The 15,452-nt window shown below is 61.5% G+C and carries 13 protein-coding genes; 9 read left to right on the top strand and 4 right to left on the bottom strand.

The features are described 5' to 3' along the window. Positions 1 to 28 precede the first annotated feature (28 nt). The 4 genes from CAG47_RS12755 to CAG47_RS12740 all read right to left on the bottom strand — a co-directional run bounded on the left by CAG47_RS12755 (position 29) and on the right by CAG47_RS12740 (position 5,792). Positions 29 to 3,124 (bottom strand): MdtB/MuxB family multidrug efflux RND transporter permease subunit, encoded by a 3,096-nt coding sequence (locus tag CAG47_RS12755; RefSeq protein ID WP_085725212.1) that lies wholly within the window; start codon positions 3,122 to 3,124, stop codon positions 29 to 31. Beyond that, the gene (locus tag CAG47_RS12750; protein ID WP_085725211.1) at positions 3,121 to 4,437 is read right to left on the bottom strand and encodes an MdtA/MuxA family multidrug efflux RND transporter periplasmic adaptor subunit; all 1,317 of its coding nucleotides are present in this window, start codon (positions 4,435 to 4,437) and stop codon (positions 3,121 to 3,123) included. The genes CAG47_RS12755 and CAG47_RS12750 overlap by 4 nt, the downstream gene beginning before the upstream one ends. Before the next feature lie 176 nt (positions 4,438 to 4,613). Beyond that, positions 4,614 to 5,114: a thiol peroxidase gene (tpx, locus tag CAG47_RS12745; protein ID WP_085725210.1), complete on the bottom strand. Its 501-nt coding sequence runs from the start codon at positions 5,112 to 5,114 to the stop codon at positions 4,614 to 4,616. A 234-nt stretch (positions 5,115 to 5,348) separates the two neighbouring features. Continuing rightward, the gene (locus CAG47_RS12740; RefSeq protein ID WP_085725209.1) at positions 5,349 to 5,792 is read right to left on the bottom strand and encodes a polyketide cyclase; all 444 of its coding nucleotides are present in this window, start codon (positions 5,790 to 5,792) and stop codon (positions 5,349 to 5,351) included. Between the two features lie 181 nt (positions 5,793 to 5,973). On the opposite strand from CAG47_RS12740, the gene CAG47_RS12735 reads away from it, so the two are divergent. The 9 genes from CAG47_RS12735 to CAG47_RS12695 all read left to right on the top strand — a co-directional run bounded on the left by CAG47_RS12735 (position 5,974) and on the right by CAG47_RS12695 (position 15,378). Then, entirely contained in the window at positions 5,974 to 6,399 is a 426-nt protein-coding gene (locus tag CAG47_RS12735) for a YciI family protein (protein WP_085725208.1), read from the top strand. 522 nt (positions 6,400 to 6,921) lie between these two features. Further along, positions 6,922 to 7,869, top strand: a complete 948-nt coding sequence (locus CAG47_RS12730) for a transporter (RefSeq protein WP_085725207.1) — start codon at positions 6,922 to 6,924, stop codon at positions 7,867 to 7,869. Positions 7,870 to 7,877: 8 nt separating this feature from the next. Next, positions 7,878 to 8,858: a MoxR family ATPase gene (locus CAG47_RS12725; RefSeq protein ID WP_085725206.1), complete on the top strand. Its 981-nt coding sequence runs from the start codon at positions 7,878 to 7,880 to the stop codon at positions 8,856 to 8,858. Beyond that, positions 8,855 to 9,790 carry a DUF58 domain-containing protein gene (locus tag CAG47_RS12720; RefSeq protein WP_085725205.1) on the top strand — a complete coding sequence of 312 codons (936 nt, stop codon included), beginning with the start codon at positions 8,855 to 8,857 and terminating at the stop codon, positions 9,788 to 9,790. Before CAG47_RS12725 ends, CAG47_RS12720 begins: the two co-directional genes overlap by 4 nt. Beyond that, complete coding sequence (locus tag CAG47_RS12715; RefSeq protein ID WP_085725204.1) at positions 9,787 to 10,386, top strand: DUF4381 domain-containing protein; 600 nt, start codon at positions 9,787 to 9,789, stop codon at positions 10,384 to 10,386. Before CAG47_RS12720 ends, CAG47_RS12715 begins: the two co-directional genes overlap by 4 nt. Continuing rightward, positions 10,373 to 11,365: a VWA domain-containing protein gene (locus CAG47_RS12710; protein WP_085725203.1), complete on the top strand. Its 993-nt coding sequence runs from the start codon at positions 10,373 to 10,375 to the stop codon at positions 11,363 to 11,365. The genes CAG47_RS12715 and CAG47_RS12710 overlap by 14 nt, the downstream gene beginning before the upstream one ends. Before the next feature lies 1 nt (position 11,366). Further along, positions 11,367 to 12,947 (top strand): VWA domain-containing protein, encoded by a 1,581-nt coding sequence (locus CAG47_RS12705; RefSeq protein WP_085725202.1) that lies wholly within the window; start codon positions 11,367 to 11,369, stop codon positions 12,945 to 12,947. Beyond that, entirely contained in the window at positions 12,944 to 14,353 is a 1,410-nt protein-coding gene (locus CAG47_RS12700) for a BatD family protein (RefSeq protein WP_085725201.1), read from the top strand. The genes CAG47_RS12705 and CAG47_RS12700 overlap by 4 nt, the downstream gene beginning before the upstream one ends. Beyond that, the gene (locus CAG47_RS12695; RefSeq protein WP_085725200.1) at positions 14,350 to 15,378 is read left to right on the top strand and encodes an HAD family phosphatase; all 1,029 of its coding nucleotides are present in this window, start codon (positions 14,350 to 14,352) and stop codon (positions 15,376 to 15,378) included. Before CAG47_RS12700 ends, CAG47_RS12695 begins: the two co-directional genes overlap by 4 nt. The last annotated feature ends 74 nt before the right edge of the window (positions 15,379 to 15,452 follow it).

Raw genomic sequence — 15,452 nt, 5'->3', positions numbered from 1 at the left:
CTTGAAGCTTGGAGCTTGTAGCTCGCCGTCATACCACCACCTCTTTCGAGCCAGTCTTGCCAAAGCGGCGTCCCAACCGATCGAAATACAGGTAGATCACCGGCGTGGTAAACAGCGTCAGAATCTGACTGAGCAACAGGCCACCGACCATCACCAGGCCCAGCGGCTGGCGCAGCTCTGCGCCGGAACCGGTGGCGAGCATCAACGGCACGGCACCGAACAACGCCGCCAGGGTGGTCATCAGGATCGGCCGGAAACGCAGCAATGCGGCTTGATAGATCGCCGTTTGCGGGTCCATGCCTTGATTGCGTTCGGCGTCGAGGGCGAAGTCGATCATCATGATCGCGTTTTTCTTCACGATACCGATCAGCAGGATGATGCCGATGATCGCGATCATGCCCAGGTCATTGCCGCTCAGGATCAACGCCAGCAAGGCGCCGACCGCCGCCGAAGGCAAGGTGGACAGAATGGTGATCGGATGGATGTAGCTCTCGTAGAGTACGCCCAGCACGATATACATGGTCACCACCGCCGCCAGAATCAGCAGCAAGGTGCTCGACAGCGAAGCCTGGAAGGCCTCGGCCGCGCCCTGGAACTGGGTCTGCACGCCAATCGGCATGCCGATGTCCTTCTGCACCTGCTCGATAATCTGCACCGCGTGCCCAAGCGCGACGCCGGGTGCCAGGTTGAAGGACATCATCACCGCAGGGAACTGACCGATATGGGTGATCGCCAGTTGTGCCTGGCGTTCCTCCATATGCGCCAGGCTGGACAAGCGTACCTGCCCGCCATCGGTGGTCTTGACGTGAATCTGCTCCAGCGCCTGCGGGCCGATCTTCTCGCCGGACTGCGATTGCAGCACCACGCGGTACTGACTCGCCTGGGTGTAGATCGTGGAGATCTGCCGCTGACCAAAGGCGTCGTACAGGGCATCGGTGATGTTCGACACCGATACACCGACCCGCGACGCTGCATCGCGGTCGATCACCAGGTAGACCTGCAAGCCCTTGTCCTGCAAATCGCTGGCAACGTCAGTCAATTCCGGTCGGTCGGCCAAGGCCTCGACCAGCCGCCCGCTCCACAGGCTCAGCAGCTCCGCGTCCGGCGAGGACATGCTGAACTGGTACTGCGTACGGCTGACCCGGTCTTCAATGGTCAAATCCTGTACCGGCTGCATGAACAGGCGGATGCCGACCAGTTTGTCCAGTTCCGGTTGCAGGCGAGCGATCACTTGCGCAGCGCTCAGGTCACGGTCGTGGTGAGACTTGAGGTTGATCAGCAAGCGACCACTGTTGAGGGTCGAGTTGTCGCCATCCACGCCAATGTAGGAAGACAGGCTCTCGACGGCCGGGTCGGCCAGGATGACCTTGGCCAGCTCCTGCTGGCGCTCGCTCATGGCGGCGAAGGAAATCGATTGCGGCGCTTCGGAAATGCCCTGGATGACGCCGGTGTCCTGCACCGGGAAGAAGCCCTTGGGCACCACCATGTACAGGAACACCGTCAGTGCCAGAGTACCGATAGCCACCATCAGGGTCAGTGGCTGGTGCTTGAGCACCCACTGCAACTTGCGCCCGTAGGCGGCAATCATCCAGTCGATGAATGCACCGCTGGCGCGGTAGAAACGGCCCTGCTCTGCTTCCTTGGGTTCACGCTTGAGCAACCGCGCGCACATCATCGGCGTCAGGGTCAGGGAAACGACCAGGGAAATCAGGATCGCTACTGCCAGGGTAATGGCGAACTCGCGGAACAGGCGCCCGACCACGTCCGCCATGAACAGCAGCGGGATCAGCACCGCGATCAACGACAGCGTCAGGGAAATCAGGGTGAAACCGATCTGTTTGGCGCCCTTGAGCGCCGCGTTCAACGGGCTGTCACCCTCCTCGATGAAGCGCGCGATGTTCTCCAGCATGACGATCGCATCGTCCACCACGAAACCGGTGGCGATGGTCAGGGCCATCAGGGTCAGGTTGTTGACCGAGAACCCGGCCAGGTACATCACGCCGAACGTACCGATCAGCGACAGCGGCACAGCCACCGAAGGGATGATCGTGGCGCTGGCGCGACGCAGGAACAGGAAGGTGACCATGACCACCAGGGCGATGGCGATCAGCAATTCATGCTGCACGTCCTTGACCGAGGCGCGAATGGTCTGGGTGCGGTCGGTCAGCACCACCACGTCGAGGCCAGCCGGCAGGTTGTCGGTAATGCTCGGCAACAGGGCCTTGATCCGGTCCACCACCTCGATCACGTTGGCACCCGGCTGACGCTGGATGTTCAGCAGCACGGCCTGGTTCTCGTTGGCCCACGCCGCGAGTCGCTCGTTCTCGGCGCCGTCGACGATTTCCGCCACGTCCTTGAGCCGCAACGGCGCGCCATTGGCGTAGGCGAGGATCAGGTTGGCGTAGTCCTTGGGCGAGGTCAGTTGATCGTTGGCATCGAGCATCGAGACCCGGGTCGGGCCGTCGAAGTTGCCCTTGGGCTGGTTGACGTTGGAGGCGCTGATCAGCGTGCGCACATCCGACAGGTTCAAGCCATTGGCCGCCAGGGCCTCGGGGTTGACCTTGATCCGCACGGCCTGGCGTTGACCGCCGGCGATGCTGACCATGCCCACACCGCTGATCTGGGCGATTTTCTGCGCCATGCGCGTATCGACCAGATCGTTGAGCTTGGGCAGCAGCATGGTCCTGGAGGTGATGGCCAGGGTCAGCACCGGCGTGTCTGCCGGGTTGACCTTGTTGTACACCGGCGGTGCCGGCAGGTCCTTGGGCAACAGGTTGGTCGCGGCATTGATCGCCGCCTGCACCTGTTGCTCGGCCACGTCCATGTTGATGTCGAGGCTGAAGCGCAGGGTCAGCACCGACGCACCGCCGGAACTGGTGGAAGCCATTTGCGTCAGGCCGGGCATTTGCCCGAATTGTCGCTCCAGCGGTGCGGTCACCGCACTGGTCATGACATCCGGGCTGGCGCCGGGATACAGGGTCATGACGCGAATGGTCGGGTAATCGACCTGAGGCAGCGCCGAAACCGGCAGCAACCGATAGGCGATCACACCGGCCAGAATAATGGCCAGCATGCTCAGCGTGGTGGCTACAGGGCGAAGGATGAACAGCCGCGAGAGATTCATGCGCCGCCCTTTTTCGCCTTGCCAGTGGTCGCAGGCTCTGCCGCGTTGGCCGCCGACTTGCCCTGCAGGTGTTCGGTCGGCGTGGTGGGCACGTCCTGGCTGTCGTTGACCACCTCCACGTCACTGCCGTCCTTCAGGCGATCGGTGCCTTCCAGGACAACCCGTTCACCCGCCGACAGACCCTCGGTGACCACAGTGTTCAGACCATCGCTGGCGCCGACTTTCAACTGACGGATCCTGACTTTCTTGTCACCGTCCATGGCATAGACGAACGTGCCGTTGGTGCCGAACTGGATCGCGGCGGAAGGCGCGAGCACCACGCCTTTGAGGGTGTCGGCCAGCAGGCGCACATTGACGAACTGGTTGGGGAACAGCGACTGATCGCGGTTCTCGTAACGGGCCTTGAATTTCAGGGTGCCGGTAGTGACGTCGATCTGGTTGTCCAGGCTTTGCAATACACCGGTGGCCTGGAGTCTGGTGTCACCACGATCCCAGGCTTCGGCCAGCAATGTGGCACCGCTGCGATAACGGGCGAGCACGGTGTCGAGGCTGTTTTCCGGCAGGGTGAACGCCACGCTGATCGGTTGGGTCTGGGTGATGATCGCCAGTGCCGTCGTGTCGTTGGCCGCTACCAGGTTGCCGACATCCAATTGGCGCAGGCCGACGCGACCGGTGATCGGCGCGCGGATCTTGGTGAACTCAAGGTTGAGTCTGGCATCGTTGACCGCCGCCTGATTGGTCTTGACCGTGCCCTGGAATTGACCGACCAGCGCTTCGGCGGTGTCCAGGGTCTGTTTGGCAATGCTGTCTTCGCGGTACAGACCGCGATAGCGCTCGACGTCGACCTGGGCGTTTTTCAGCTGCGCCTGATTCTGCAGCAAGGTGCCTTCAGCCTGAAGCAAGGCATTCTGGTAAGGACGCGGATCGATTTCGGCCAGCAGGTCGCCAGCCTTGACCATCTGCCCTTCATCGAAATGGATCTTGATCAGCTCACCGCCGACACGGCTGCGGACATTGATGGTGTTCAGCGCCGTTACCGTGCCCAACGCCTTGAAATACAGCGGGAAGTCACCGGTGACCGCCGGCGCCACTCGCACCGGCACCGGACCGGACGCGCCACCGAAACCCGGACGCATCCCCCCCGATCGGCCGGTATGCCCGGCAACGGCTTTTTGCCCCGCGGCCTCTTTGGGTGCAGCGCCGCCGGGCCAGAATTTCCAGCACAGGGCGGCGATGACCAGCAGGACAAGCAGGCCGAACAGCCAGCGACGAGGACTACGGGAAGCGGAGGATTGCATTGAGTGATCAACCATTGGGCGCGTGGGCTTTTTACATGAGGCTGAACGATAAGCACTGGCGTGTCTTAAGCAAAGCGCCTTTACCGGCAATTTACCTTTGGCTTACGTAGCAGGAGATTTATCCAAGGCACTGAAACACAAATGAAAACGGCCTGGACAGGGCCAGGCCGTTAATAAGTGTAAAGCCAGGCTTATTTCAGAACAGCAAGCGCCGCGTCGTAGTTCGGTTCGTCGGCGATTTCGCCAACCAGTTCGCTGTGCAGCACGTTGTCGTTCTCGTCCAGTACCACCACGGCACGGGCGGTCAGGCCTTTCAACGGGCCTTCGGCGATGGCGACGCCGTAGTTCTGGATGAACTCGGCACCGCGCAGGGTCGACAGGTTCTTGACGTTTTCCAGGCCTTCGGCGCCGCAGAAACGCGCCTGGGCGAACGGCAGGTCAGCGGAGATGCACAGCACGACAGTGTTGTCGACGCTGCCGGCCTTGGCGTTGAACTGGCGCACGGAGGTGGCGCAGGTCGGGGTATCGATGCTTGGGAAGATGTTCAGCACTTTGCGCTTGCCGGCGAAGTTCGCCAGGGTGACGTCGGACAGATCGCCGGCAACCAGGGAAAAGGCTGGCGCCTTGGAACCGGCTTGAGGCAGTTGACCGTTGACTTGAACCGGGTTGCCTTTGAGAGTGACTTGAGCCATGAACGGAGTCCTTCTGAACGTTGTGGTGGAGAATTTTGAGGAGGCCGAAGTTAACCACGAAATTGTCCGACGACCTACGGTCAAACATAAATTGTCATGTATGAGCGCACAAAACTGGATACAACCCCCCTTACTCCTGTAGGAGCGAGCCTGCTCGCGATAGCGCAATGTCATTCAACATCCCGGGGACTGATCTGACGCCATTGCGAGCAGACTCGCCCACAAGGCCTCGCGCTAGCCAAGCAGTTGCAGCATATTCCGGTGCCGCGCCTGGAAAATCCGTCGCATGTAGCCATCGACCAGCAACCACTCCAGTGGCGCGCCGCCTATCGCTGAATACGTCACCCGGTCGGTATATAGCGTACCGCCCTCTCCCGCCTCTACCCGATGTTCATGACGAAAGGCGCGCATTGGCCCGCTGAGCATCTCGTCGATGAAATGCCTTTCGCCGACTTCACGGATCACCACCGTCCAGTTCGATGGAATCACGTTGAACATCCAGTGGCGAAAGCGGAATTGCCGCCCGGCTTCGATCCGCAGATCGTGCAGATCGATATCGCCCAGCGGGGTAACGCGTTCAGGGAAAATCTTCGGAAAGTTGATCCCTTCCAGGCAGAAGTCGAGGACCTCTTCGGGCGTGCGGTCGGGGATGAGCGTGGTGAGTTCCAGGATGGGCACGAAGGACACACTCCATGGGTCGATAGATAACCCGGCAAGAGATACCGGAGCGTGAAGCGGATGTCGAAAAAAAATCTACGCTTGGCGCCATCTACAACAGTTTTTGTTGCCAGCCCTGTCGATTTGCCTCGCGGCCATTCGACAAGACAGTGAGTCACTCAATAACAACGGAGAGAACACCATGCGATTCATGATCATCATCAAGGCCAGTGCTGACTCGGAAGCCGGCGTCATGCCCAGCCAGGAACTGCTGACTGCCATGGGCAACTACAACGAAGAACTGGTCAAGGCCGGCGTCATGCTTGCCGGCGAAGGCCTGCACCCCAGCAGCAAAGGCGCCCGTGTAAGGTTTTCGGGGGAGCAACGCTCCGTCATCGACGGCCCCTTCATCGAAACCAAAGAACTGATCGCCGGCTTCTGGTTGTGGAAAGTGAAATCCAGGGAAGAAGCCATCGAATGGGTCAAGCGTTGCCCCAACCCGATGCCGGGCACCGAAGCCGAAATCGAGATTCGCCAGGTGTTCGAGATGGAAGACTTTGGCGCTGAATTCACCCCGGAACTGCGCGAGCAGGAAGAACGGGTGTGGGAGCAGGCGAAGAAAAACTGAATCCCCCTACAGGAGCGAGCTTGCTCGCTCCTGTATCCGAGTTGCGCCTGTCTGCGCTACATGTGTTCGTACCGTAGGGCAGCTGCAGCCGACAACCTGCTGACCGGCATTAACTTTTCAGTACACAGAAAATCCGAGAACTTGCACACAAAACGAAAGAATTAATTCATTCGACTGGCTAACCCGAGGTTAGCTGCTAACTTCATCAGACGCGTACTACATGCTTGATCGGAAAAGGATTACGCAGTAACGGCCTTACATAAAGTGCCAACTAGCCAATGAACCACCAGGGAATCGGGGGAATCATGTTGAAGAAAGCGGAGAGTCTCGCCTTGTTTTTGGCGAGTCTGCGAGCGCCCGACCTTTTTATCCGGACATACCACGACACCCTGTCAAACCTGCTGTCCACCGCCAAGTCTCCAACCGGCACACCCTCCTTTCCTGCATTCCACTTCGTCCGGATTGAATGTCCGCGACATTTTGCATTAGCCGAACCTCACATCAATAAACGGAGTCAGCCACATGATCAGGCCTTTCGTAGTGCGCCCTTTTCTGGCGCTGTGCATGGTCAGCGGTAGCCCGTTGGTCCTGGCAGCCGAGGGTGGTGTCGGGCGGCCGATTACCGGCCAGCAAGTGATCTCCAATGCCGGGATCGTCCCCCCGGGGCCGGGTTGGGTCATGTCCCTGACCAGCATCTGGTACGACGGCGATCTCAAGGGCAGCGCCCAAGTGCCGATCGTGGGTGCCCTGAGTACCGGGCTGGACATGAAAGTGTCCTACACCATGGCCAACTTCACCCATGTCTGGGACACCGGCAAGGGTCGCTGGAATTACGCTTCGGCCATCGGTGTGCCGGTGCAGTACACCGACATCACCGCGAACATCACCGGCCCTCGCGGCAGGACCCTGGGCGCCTCCGACACAGGCACCCAGTTCGCCGACATGCTGGTGACGCCGATTGCCGCCGGCTACCACTTCGACGAACTCAACCACATCTCGTTTTCGCTGCCGATCTATGTGCCCACCGGGGCCTACAACGATGATCGCCTGGCCAACCCCGGGCAGAACAATTACACCTTCATGCCCACCGTGGCGTTCACTCATCTGGATGGCAAGGGTGGCGAATTCACACTGTCGAGCGGCCTGGAGTTCTACACCGAGAACGACGCCACCGATTATCGCAACGGCAACATCTATACCCTCGATGCGCTCTGGACCCACGGCTTTGGCAACGGCTGGAACGCCGGTATCGCCGCCGGTTACATCCAGCAGCTCACCGATGACTCGGGGTCCGGTGCCAACAGCGGCTTCCGCGGCCGTTCCGTGGGTGCTGGCCCGACAGTGGGCTGGACCGGCAAGTTCGCCGACGCAAAAGCCAATTTCAATGCGCGCTGGGTGCCGGAGTTCGACACCAAGAACCGCCCGGAAGGCAATGGTTTTAGTGTCGACATGACCCTGGCGTTTTTCTAGGAGACCCCATGAGCGCACTCAATGACCTCAACGCCCTGCAAGCCAGCATCGCCGAAGCGGTGCTTGGCCAGGACCAGGTGATCCGGCAGATGCTCGTCGGCTTGCTGGCCAACGGGCATTTGCTGCTCGAAAGCTTGCCCGGCCTGGCCAAGACCCGCACGGTCAAGGCACTGGCCAAACACCTGGAGGCGAAGATGAGCCGCATCCAGTTCACCCCGGACTTGCTGCCATCGGACATCACCGGTGCCGAGGTGCTGCATCAGGTCGAAGGCAAGAACGAAATCCGCTTCCAGCCCGGCCCACTGTTCGGCAACCTGATCCTCGCAGACGAAATCAACCGCGCCCCCGCCAAGGTCCAGGCGGCGCTGCTCGAGGCCATGGAAGAACGCCAGATCACCGTGGCCGGCAATAGTCACGCATTGCCCGAGTTGTTCATCGTGGTCGCGACCCAGAACCCGATTGAACAGGAAGGCACCTATCCGCTGCCGGAAGCACAGATGGACCGCTTCCTGATGAAAGTACTGCTCGATTACCCAAGTGCGGACAACGAAAGCCAGGTGCTGCGCCTGCTGCGCGAAGAAGAACAGGCGCTTGGCGCCAGGACCGCAGCGGCGCAGGGCTTTTCATTGTCTCAGGACGTGGTGTTCGCCGCGCGCCGGGAGGTCAGCGCGGTGCACGTATCCCCGGCCATCGACCGTTACCTGGTCGACCTGATCAATGCCACCCGACACCCGGCTGACTACGACGCCGATCTCGGCCGCTGGATCAGCATTGGCGCCAGCCCCCGCGGCGGTATCGGCCTGGACCGCTGCGCCCGGGCCGACGCCTGGCTGCAGGGCCAGGATTTCGTTTCGCCGGACAACGTCCGTGCCGTGGTGCACCCGGTGCTGCGCCATCGCCTGCAACTGAGCTACGACGCGGTGGCCGATGGCGTGAGCACCGATCAGGTGCTCGACCGCCTGCTTGATAAAGTGGCGATTCCCGCGTGAACATCGATGGCCTGGTGTATGTCTCTCTGGCGCAACTGATGGCCCTGGAGTTCAAGGCCCATGACTTGAGTTTTCTGGCACGTCAGCCCCAGGGCAGCATCCTGGCCGGTAACCACGCTTCGCGTTTGCGTGGCCGTGGCTTGAATTTCGATGAGCTTCGCCGCTATCAACCCGGGGACGACTTGCGTCACCTCGACTGGCGCGCGTCCCTGCGCACCGGCAAGCCGGTGGTGCGCACATTCACCGAGGAGCGCGACCGCCCGGCGCTGATCCTCGTTGACCAGCGCATGTCGATGTTCTTTGGCTCGCAACGCAGCTTCAAATCCGCCGTTGCCGCCGAACTCGGCGCCCTGGCGGCGTGGATGGTGTTCAACGCCGGCGACCGCGTCGGTGGGCTGGTATTCAACGATCAACGCATAGACAGCATCGCCCCGCTGCGCAGCCGCAAACGCATCGAAGCGTTTTGCAGTCGCATCGCCCAGCAGAACCAGGCGCTCAATGCCGCCAACCCGGACGCCGAAGGCGAAGACCAGCTCGACAAGGTCTTGCAACACTGCCTGGCCGTGGCGGGTCACGATCACTTGATCTGTATCGTCAGCGACTTCGCCGGGGCCGGCGAACGCACCTTGCAATTGATGCGTCAACTGGCGGCCCATAACGATGTGATCGCCATGCAGGTCTATGACCCGTTGGCGCTCAACCTGCCGAAAAACGGCCGCGTGCTGATCACCCAGGGGCAATTGCAAGTGGAGCTGGCGGTGGAACGACGCCAGGTGCATCAGCCACTGGGCGATTTTCTCAGCGGCCGGCTCAAGGACGTCGCGACATTGCTGCGCCGCAGCCAGGTGCCGCTGATGATGTTCAGCACGGCCACAGAGGCCCACGAACAACTGCGCGCCGAACTGGGCAAGCTCATCGGAGGACGTCGATGAACCCCAATATCCCGAGCATCGATCAACTCAAGGAAATGCCCCTGCCGGAGCCTGTCGGTTATGCGCCGCAAACCTGGGGCTGGTGGGTGTTGCTGGCGCTCTTGATCTTTGCACTGGTGGTGACCGGCGCACGGCGCTACTGGCAATGGCGGCGTGATCGTTATCGACGCGAGGCGTTGATACGTCTGGAGAAATTGCAGCGGCGCAGCAATGACCTGAGTGCGTTGCGCGAACTTCCGGAACTGCTCAAGCGCGTGGCCCTCTCGATGCCCTCCGCATCCCCTGTGGGAGCGGCGGTGCGACGATTCGACTTGCTCGCGAAGAGGACCTTGAATTCAACATCCATGTCGACTGATCGGACGCATTCGCGAGCAAGCCCGCTCCCACAGGGATCTCCGGCGGCGTTGGGGAAAGAGGACTGGCAGGCATTCTTGCAGCAACACAGCAAACAGCCCCTACCCGCCGACTTCAGCCAACAACTCTCGCTGCTGGCCTACGCCCCCGACGCAACTTTGCGGGCCCTGCCCCCTGACCAGCGCCAACAGCTGTTCAGCACCTGCAAAACCTGGGTGGAGCGCCATCATGTGGCAGCTTGATTACCCCTGGCTGTTGATCCTGTTGCCGCTGCCGTGGTTCGGCTATCGCTACCTGCGCGATTACCGCGAAGCGCGCAGCGCCGTGCGTGTACCGTTTTTCGGGGCGATGAGCCGCGCGGTCGGCCAGGCCCCGAGCCAGACCGGCACCCGCAGCAACCGCTGGCAACTATGCCTGAACCTGCTGGTCTGGGCGCTGTTGCTGGTGGCGGCGAGCCGGCCGGTGTTCGTGGAAAAACCCATCGAACGCCAGCAACCCGTGCGCGACCTGATGCTGGCCATCGACATTTCCCAATCGATGGAAACCACCGATTTCACCGACGCCAACGGCCAGAAAATCAATCGCCTGGCGGCAGTCAAGGAGGTGGTGCACGGGTTTATCGACAAGCGTAAAGAAGATCGAATCGGCCTGATCGTGTTCGGCACCGGGGCTTATCCTCAAGCACCGTTGACCCTCGATCACGCCAGCCTGTCGCTGCTGCTGGACGACACCGGCATCGGCATGGCCGGTCCCAATACGGCCATCGGCGACGCCATCGGGTTGAGCCTGAAACTACTGGACCAGGCCCACGAACAGGAAAAAGTGCTAATCCTGCTCACCGACGGCAACGACACCAGCAGCGCCATCACGCCGGACCACGCCGCCTCCATGGCCGCGGCCAAAGGCGTGGTGATCCACACCATCGGTATCGGCGACCCGAATGCCGAAGGCGACGCCAAGGTCAACCTGCAAGGCTTGCAGGACATCGCCCGAGCCACGGGTGGACGTTTCTTCCGCGCCGAAGACCGCAGCGCCCTGGATCAGGTCTACAGCACCCTCGATAAACTCACTCCCCATGAGGTCAAGACCCTCAGCCATCAGCCCAAACGCGATCTGTTCTGGTGGCCGCTGGGCGCTGCCCTCGCCTTTCTATCGATCTATCACCTGGGTGCCCTGCTGCTTCCACGCCTGATGCTCGCGCGCCAACGGCAGGAGGCCTGAGATGGACGTCAACCTCAGCGATTTCCACTTCCTGCGCCCCCTGTGGCTGTTGCTCGCGGTATTCGGTGCGTTACTGCCGTGGCTGTGGCGACGCAACCAGGATCTGCAACGGCGCTTGCGCAACAACATCGCCGCGCATCTGCTGCCGCACCTGCTGATCACTCCGCAAGACCGGCAACGCCTGCGTCCGGTGCACCTGGTGTGTGCACTGCTGGTACTGGGTGCCATCGCTGCCGCAGGGCCGACCTGGGAACAGGATCGCCCGGACTTTCTGGAAAACCGTGCGCCGCTGATCATTGCCGTCGACCTGTCGCCGTCCATGGACGCCGGCGATGTTCCGCCCAGTCGCCTGGAAGCGGTCAAGCACAAGCTCCACGACCTCATCCAGCGCCGTGCCGGTTCGCGCAACGCCTTGATTGCCTACGCCGGCAGCGCGCACCTGGTATTGCCCGCCACCGACGACCCGGCGCTGCTCGACACCTTCATCCAGGCCCTGAGCACTGACCTGATCGGCAAACCGGGGAAAAATCTCAGTGCGGTCATCGATCAGGCCGAGCGTCTGCTCGCCGCCGAGAAAACACCCGGCACCCTGCTGCTGATCACCGATGGCGCCGACACTTCGGCACTGGCCGGGCTGGACAAGCAACTGGCCGACAGTGCGCTGCAAGTGCTGGTATTGGCGGCCGGCAGCACAGACGGCGGGATCATTCGCGATGCCAGCGGCCAGCCGCGCACCGACAGCAACGGTCGCCCGCAAATGGGCAGCTTCGATCAGGACGCCCTCAAGCAACTTGCATCAACGCTGGATGCCCCGTTGGGCAGCCTGACCCTCAACAATGACGACCTGGACTGGATCGAACTGCACGCCGAGCAACACTTCCAGTCCGCCAGTGCCGAGCAGCGCGAATTGCATTGGAAAGATGCCGGCTACTGGCTGTGCTGGCCGCTGCTGCTGATCGCGTTCTTCAGCGTGCGCCGGGGCTGGAGCGTGAACTGGATGGCTGGACTGCTGCTGGCGGCAGGCCTGGGCCTGCAACCGGCACCGGCACAGGCCAACGCACTGACCGATGCCTTCTTCACCCGCGACCAGCAAGGCCGCTGGGCCTTCGAGCATCAGCACTTTCCTCAAGCGGCGGCGCTGTTCGTCGACCCCTACTGGAAAGGCGTGGCTGCCTACAACGCGGCCGATTTCGACCTGGCGCTGGCCAGTTTCGCGCGCCTGGACACAGCGCCGGCCTATTTCTACCTGGGCAACATCTACGTGCGCCGGTTCAAGTTCGACCAGGCCATCGCCGCTTATCGGCAAGCGCTGAAGTTGCAGCCGCAGTTCCCGGAAGCCACCGCCAATCTGGCCCTGGCCATTGCCTTGCAAAAAGACACCGAAAGCGCCGAGAAAAACGCGCCAGAGGTCAAGCCCGACGAAATCAAGATGGACAAGGCGCCTGGTAAAGGCCAAAGCAAAAAGGTGGAGACCCAACAAGCGGCATCGGATGAACAGTGGCTGCAGAACCTGACCACATCACCGGCGAAATTTCTCAAACAGAAGTTCACTTTGCAAGATCAGGCGGGGGCCAAGCCATGATCAGCCTGAAATTCCGTGTCGCGGCCTTCGCGAGCAGGCTCGCTCCCACAGGGGACAAATGTGGGAGCGAGCCTGCTCGCGAAGGCGCCATATCAATCACCACAAAACTGAGCACCCTGCTCATTGCCCTGATCAGCCTCAACGCATTCGCCGACACCCCCCAACTGAAAGTCCAGGCTACCCTGCAACCCGCCGACCCCGTCATGGTCGGCAGCCTGGTCGAGTTGCAGCTCGATATCTTCACCGACTCCTGGTTCACCAGCGCCCCCACCCTGCCCGACCTGAAACTGCCCGGCGCATTGGTGATGCCGCCGGACGGCCATGCCGAACACATCAACCAGACCTTCGACGGCCAATCCTTCAGCGGCATGCGCTACAGCTACCTGATCACCCCGAACCTGGCCCAGGGCTTCGACATTCCGGCACTGACGGTACAAGCCACTCCGGATCAGGCCAGCCACGAACTCAGCGCCCAGAGCCAGCCTTTGCATTTCAACGCCGCGCAACCACCGGGGTTCCAGCCCGGAGAGACGGTACTGGTGGCTCAAGGACTGCGGTTCACCCAGAAGACCATTGATTCGGCCACGCCGTTGAAGGTCGGTGACAGCATCACCCGAGAACTGACCCTACAGGCCGACGGTGCCCTGGCCATGTCACTTCCGACGCCAGCGCTGAACGACATCAAAGGCTTGAGCCGCTACCCGAAAACGCCTCAGGTCCGCACTCTGGATGACGGTCGCGGCAACTTCAATGGCGGCCAGCGCATCGACAGCGTGACCTACCGCATCGACCGGGAAGGCCACTACAGCCTGCCAGCCGTCGAGCTGAAATGGTGGGATGCCAGCAGCCGGAAAACCCGCACGGCCACGGTGCCTGCCGTGACCTTCGACGCGGCGGCCAGCAGCGCCTACAAGCCGGTGTTTTCCATCACCGAGGACCTGAAAAAACTCGGCCAGCAGAATCGCCTGCACCTTTCCGGGCACTGGTTCGGGCTAATGGCACTGGTTGTGGCGGTAGTGCTGCTGGGCTGGTTCAGCCGCCCACTCGTACAACGCGCGCGCCTCAATTGGCAGGCGCGACGCCGCGCCCGACACGCCGCCTGGCTCCAGTCCGCCGACTACGCGTGGCGGCAGATCCCGGCGCAAATCGAGGGCAAACCGGCGCAACTGGGCGCCTTGTACCTGTGGACCCGGCGCAGCCGCCACGGCCTGAAACTGACGAATCTCGGCCCGCGCCTGCAGACCTTCCTGCGTGCCTGTTACGGTCGCGAGCCGACCCAGGATCAGGCGCTGCGCCAAATCGGTGAATCCTTGTCTACGCTGCATAGTCAGGCCGGGCGCAACAGAGAATCAGTCTCTTCTGCACTCCGCCCGCTCAACCCCGTTCACGAGAAGGATTTCCCATGACGAATTCGATATCGCAACGCCATCATCGCGCACTCGGTTTCCTGCTGACTCTGGCCTTGAGTCTGCCGTTGCTGGCGCAGGCGACCGAGCCACTGCCCTCCTGGAACGATGGCCCGTCGAAGAAGCAGATCATCGAATTCGTTCAGGCCGTCACAGACCAAGGCAGCAAGGACTTCGTCAAACCCGAAGAGCGCATCGCCGTGTTCGATAACGACGGCACCTTGTGGAGCGAACAGCCAATGTACTTTGAGGTGCTGTTCGCCCTCGACGAAGTCAAGCGCACCGCGCCGCAGCACCCGGAATGGAAAACCACCCAGCCATTCCAGGCGGTGCTGGAAAACGATCACAAGGCCCTGGCCGCCAGCGGTATGGAAGGCTTGCTGAAAATCGTCGCTGCGACTCACTCCGGCATGACCACCGAAGCCTTCGAGGACTACGCCAGGACCTGGCTGAGCCAGGCCCGCCATCCGAAAACCGGCAAGCCTTACACCGAGATGATTTTCCAGCCGATGCTGGAAATGCTCGACTACCTGCGCGGCCAGGACTTCAAGACCTACATCGTGTCCGGTGGCGACACCGGGTTCATGCGCACCTTCGCCGAGAAGGTCTATGGCATCCCGCCGGAGCAGGTGATCGGCACGACCTTCGTGACCACCTTCGATTACAAGGATGGCAAGGCGTCGATCCTGCGCACGCCGAAACTGGCCCACAACGACGATGGCCCGGGCAAGCCGGTGAGCATCGACGCGGTGATCGGTCGCCGGCCGATCCTCGCCTTCGGCAATTCCGACGGCGACTTGCAAATGCTCCAGTGGACCGCCGCCGGTCCCGGCAAACGCTTCATGGGCCTGGTGCATCACACCGACGCCAAACGCGAATGGGCTTACGACCGGCAATCGCACATCGGCCGCCTGGACAAGGCCCTGGATGAAGCAAACAAACGAGGCTGGACAGTCGTGGATATGGCTGCCGAATGGCAGCGGATCTATCCGTTCGATGCCGCCACACCCGGGCAAGTGCAGTAAAAAAATAGCGTTACGCAGGACCGTAATAAACGTAAGTCGTGCAATACCGCGACTCAAGTTAGCGAAAGGAGCAG

Origin of the sequence: Pseudomonas sp. R37(2017) (assembly GCF_002113375.1) — a bacterium.
Taxonomy (GTDB): Bacteria; Pseudomonadota; Gammaproteobacteria; order Pseudomonadales; family Pseudomonadaceae; genus Aquipseudomonas.
Note: the sequence above shows the minus strand (reverse complement) of the source record. Positions and strands in the feature narration are given on the sequence as shown.

What these genes read in the sequence shown, in the direction of transcription:
- CAG47_RS12735 (WP_085725208.1), top strand. Translation starts at nt 5,974, where the DNA reads ATGCGATTCATGATCATCATCAAGGCCAGTGCTGACTCGGAAGCCGGC.
- CAG47_RS12710 (WP_085725203.1), top strand. Translation starts at nt 10,373, where the DNA reads ATGTGGCAGCTTGATTACCCCTGGCTGTTGATCCTGTTGCCGCTGCCG.
- CAG47_RS12725 (WP_085725206.1), top strand. Translation starts at nt 7,878, where the DNA reads ATGAGCGCACTCAATGACCTCAACGCCCTGCAAGCCAGCATCGCCGAA.
- CAG47_RS12705 (WP_085725202.1), top strand. Translation starts at nt 11,367, where the DNA reads ATGGACGTCAACCTCAGCGATTTCCACTTCCTGCGCCCCCTGTGGCTG.
- CAG47_RS12730 (WP_085725207.1), top strand. Translation starts at nt 6,922, where the DNA reads ATGATCAGGCCTTTCGTAGTGCGCCCTTTTCTGGCGCTGTGCATGGTC.
- CAG47_RS12700 (WP_085725201.1), top strand. Translation starts at nt 12,944, where the DNA reads ATGATCAGCCTGAAATTCCGTGTCGCGGCCTTCGCGAGCAGGCTCGCT.
- CAG47_RS12750 (WP_085725211.1), bottom strand. Translation starts at nt 4,437, where the DNA reads ATGGTTGATCACTCAATGCAATCCTCCGCTTCCCGTAGTCCTCGTCGC.
- tpx (WP_085725210.1), bottom strand. Translation starts at nt 5,114, where the DNA reads ATGGCTCAAGTCACTCTCAAAGGCAACCCGGTTCAAGTCAACGGTCAA.
- CAG47_RS12755 (WP_085725212.1), bottom strand. Translation starts at nt 3,124, where the DNA reads ATGAATCTCTCGCGGCTGTTCATCCTTCGCCCTGTAGCCACCACGCTG.
- CAG47_RS12695 (WP_085725200.1), top strand. Translation starts at nt 14,350, where the DNA reads ATGACGAATTCGATATCGCAACGCCATCATCGCGCACTCGGTTTCCTG.
- CAG47_RS12715 (WP_085725204.1), top strand. Translation starts at nt 9,787, where the DNA reads ATGAACCCCAATATCCCGAGCATCGATCAACTCAAGGAAATGCCCCTG.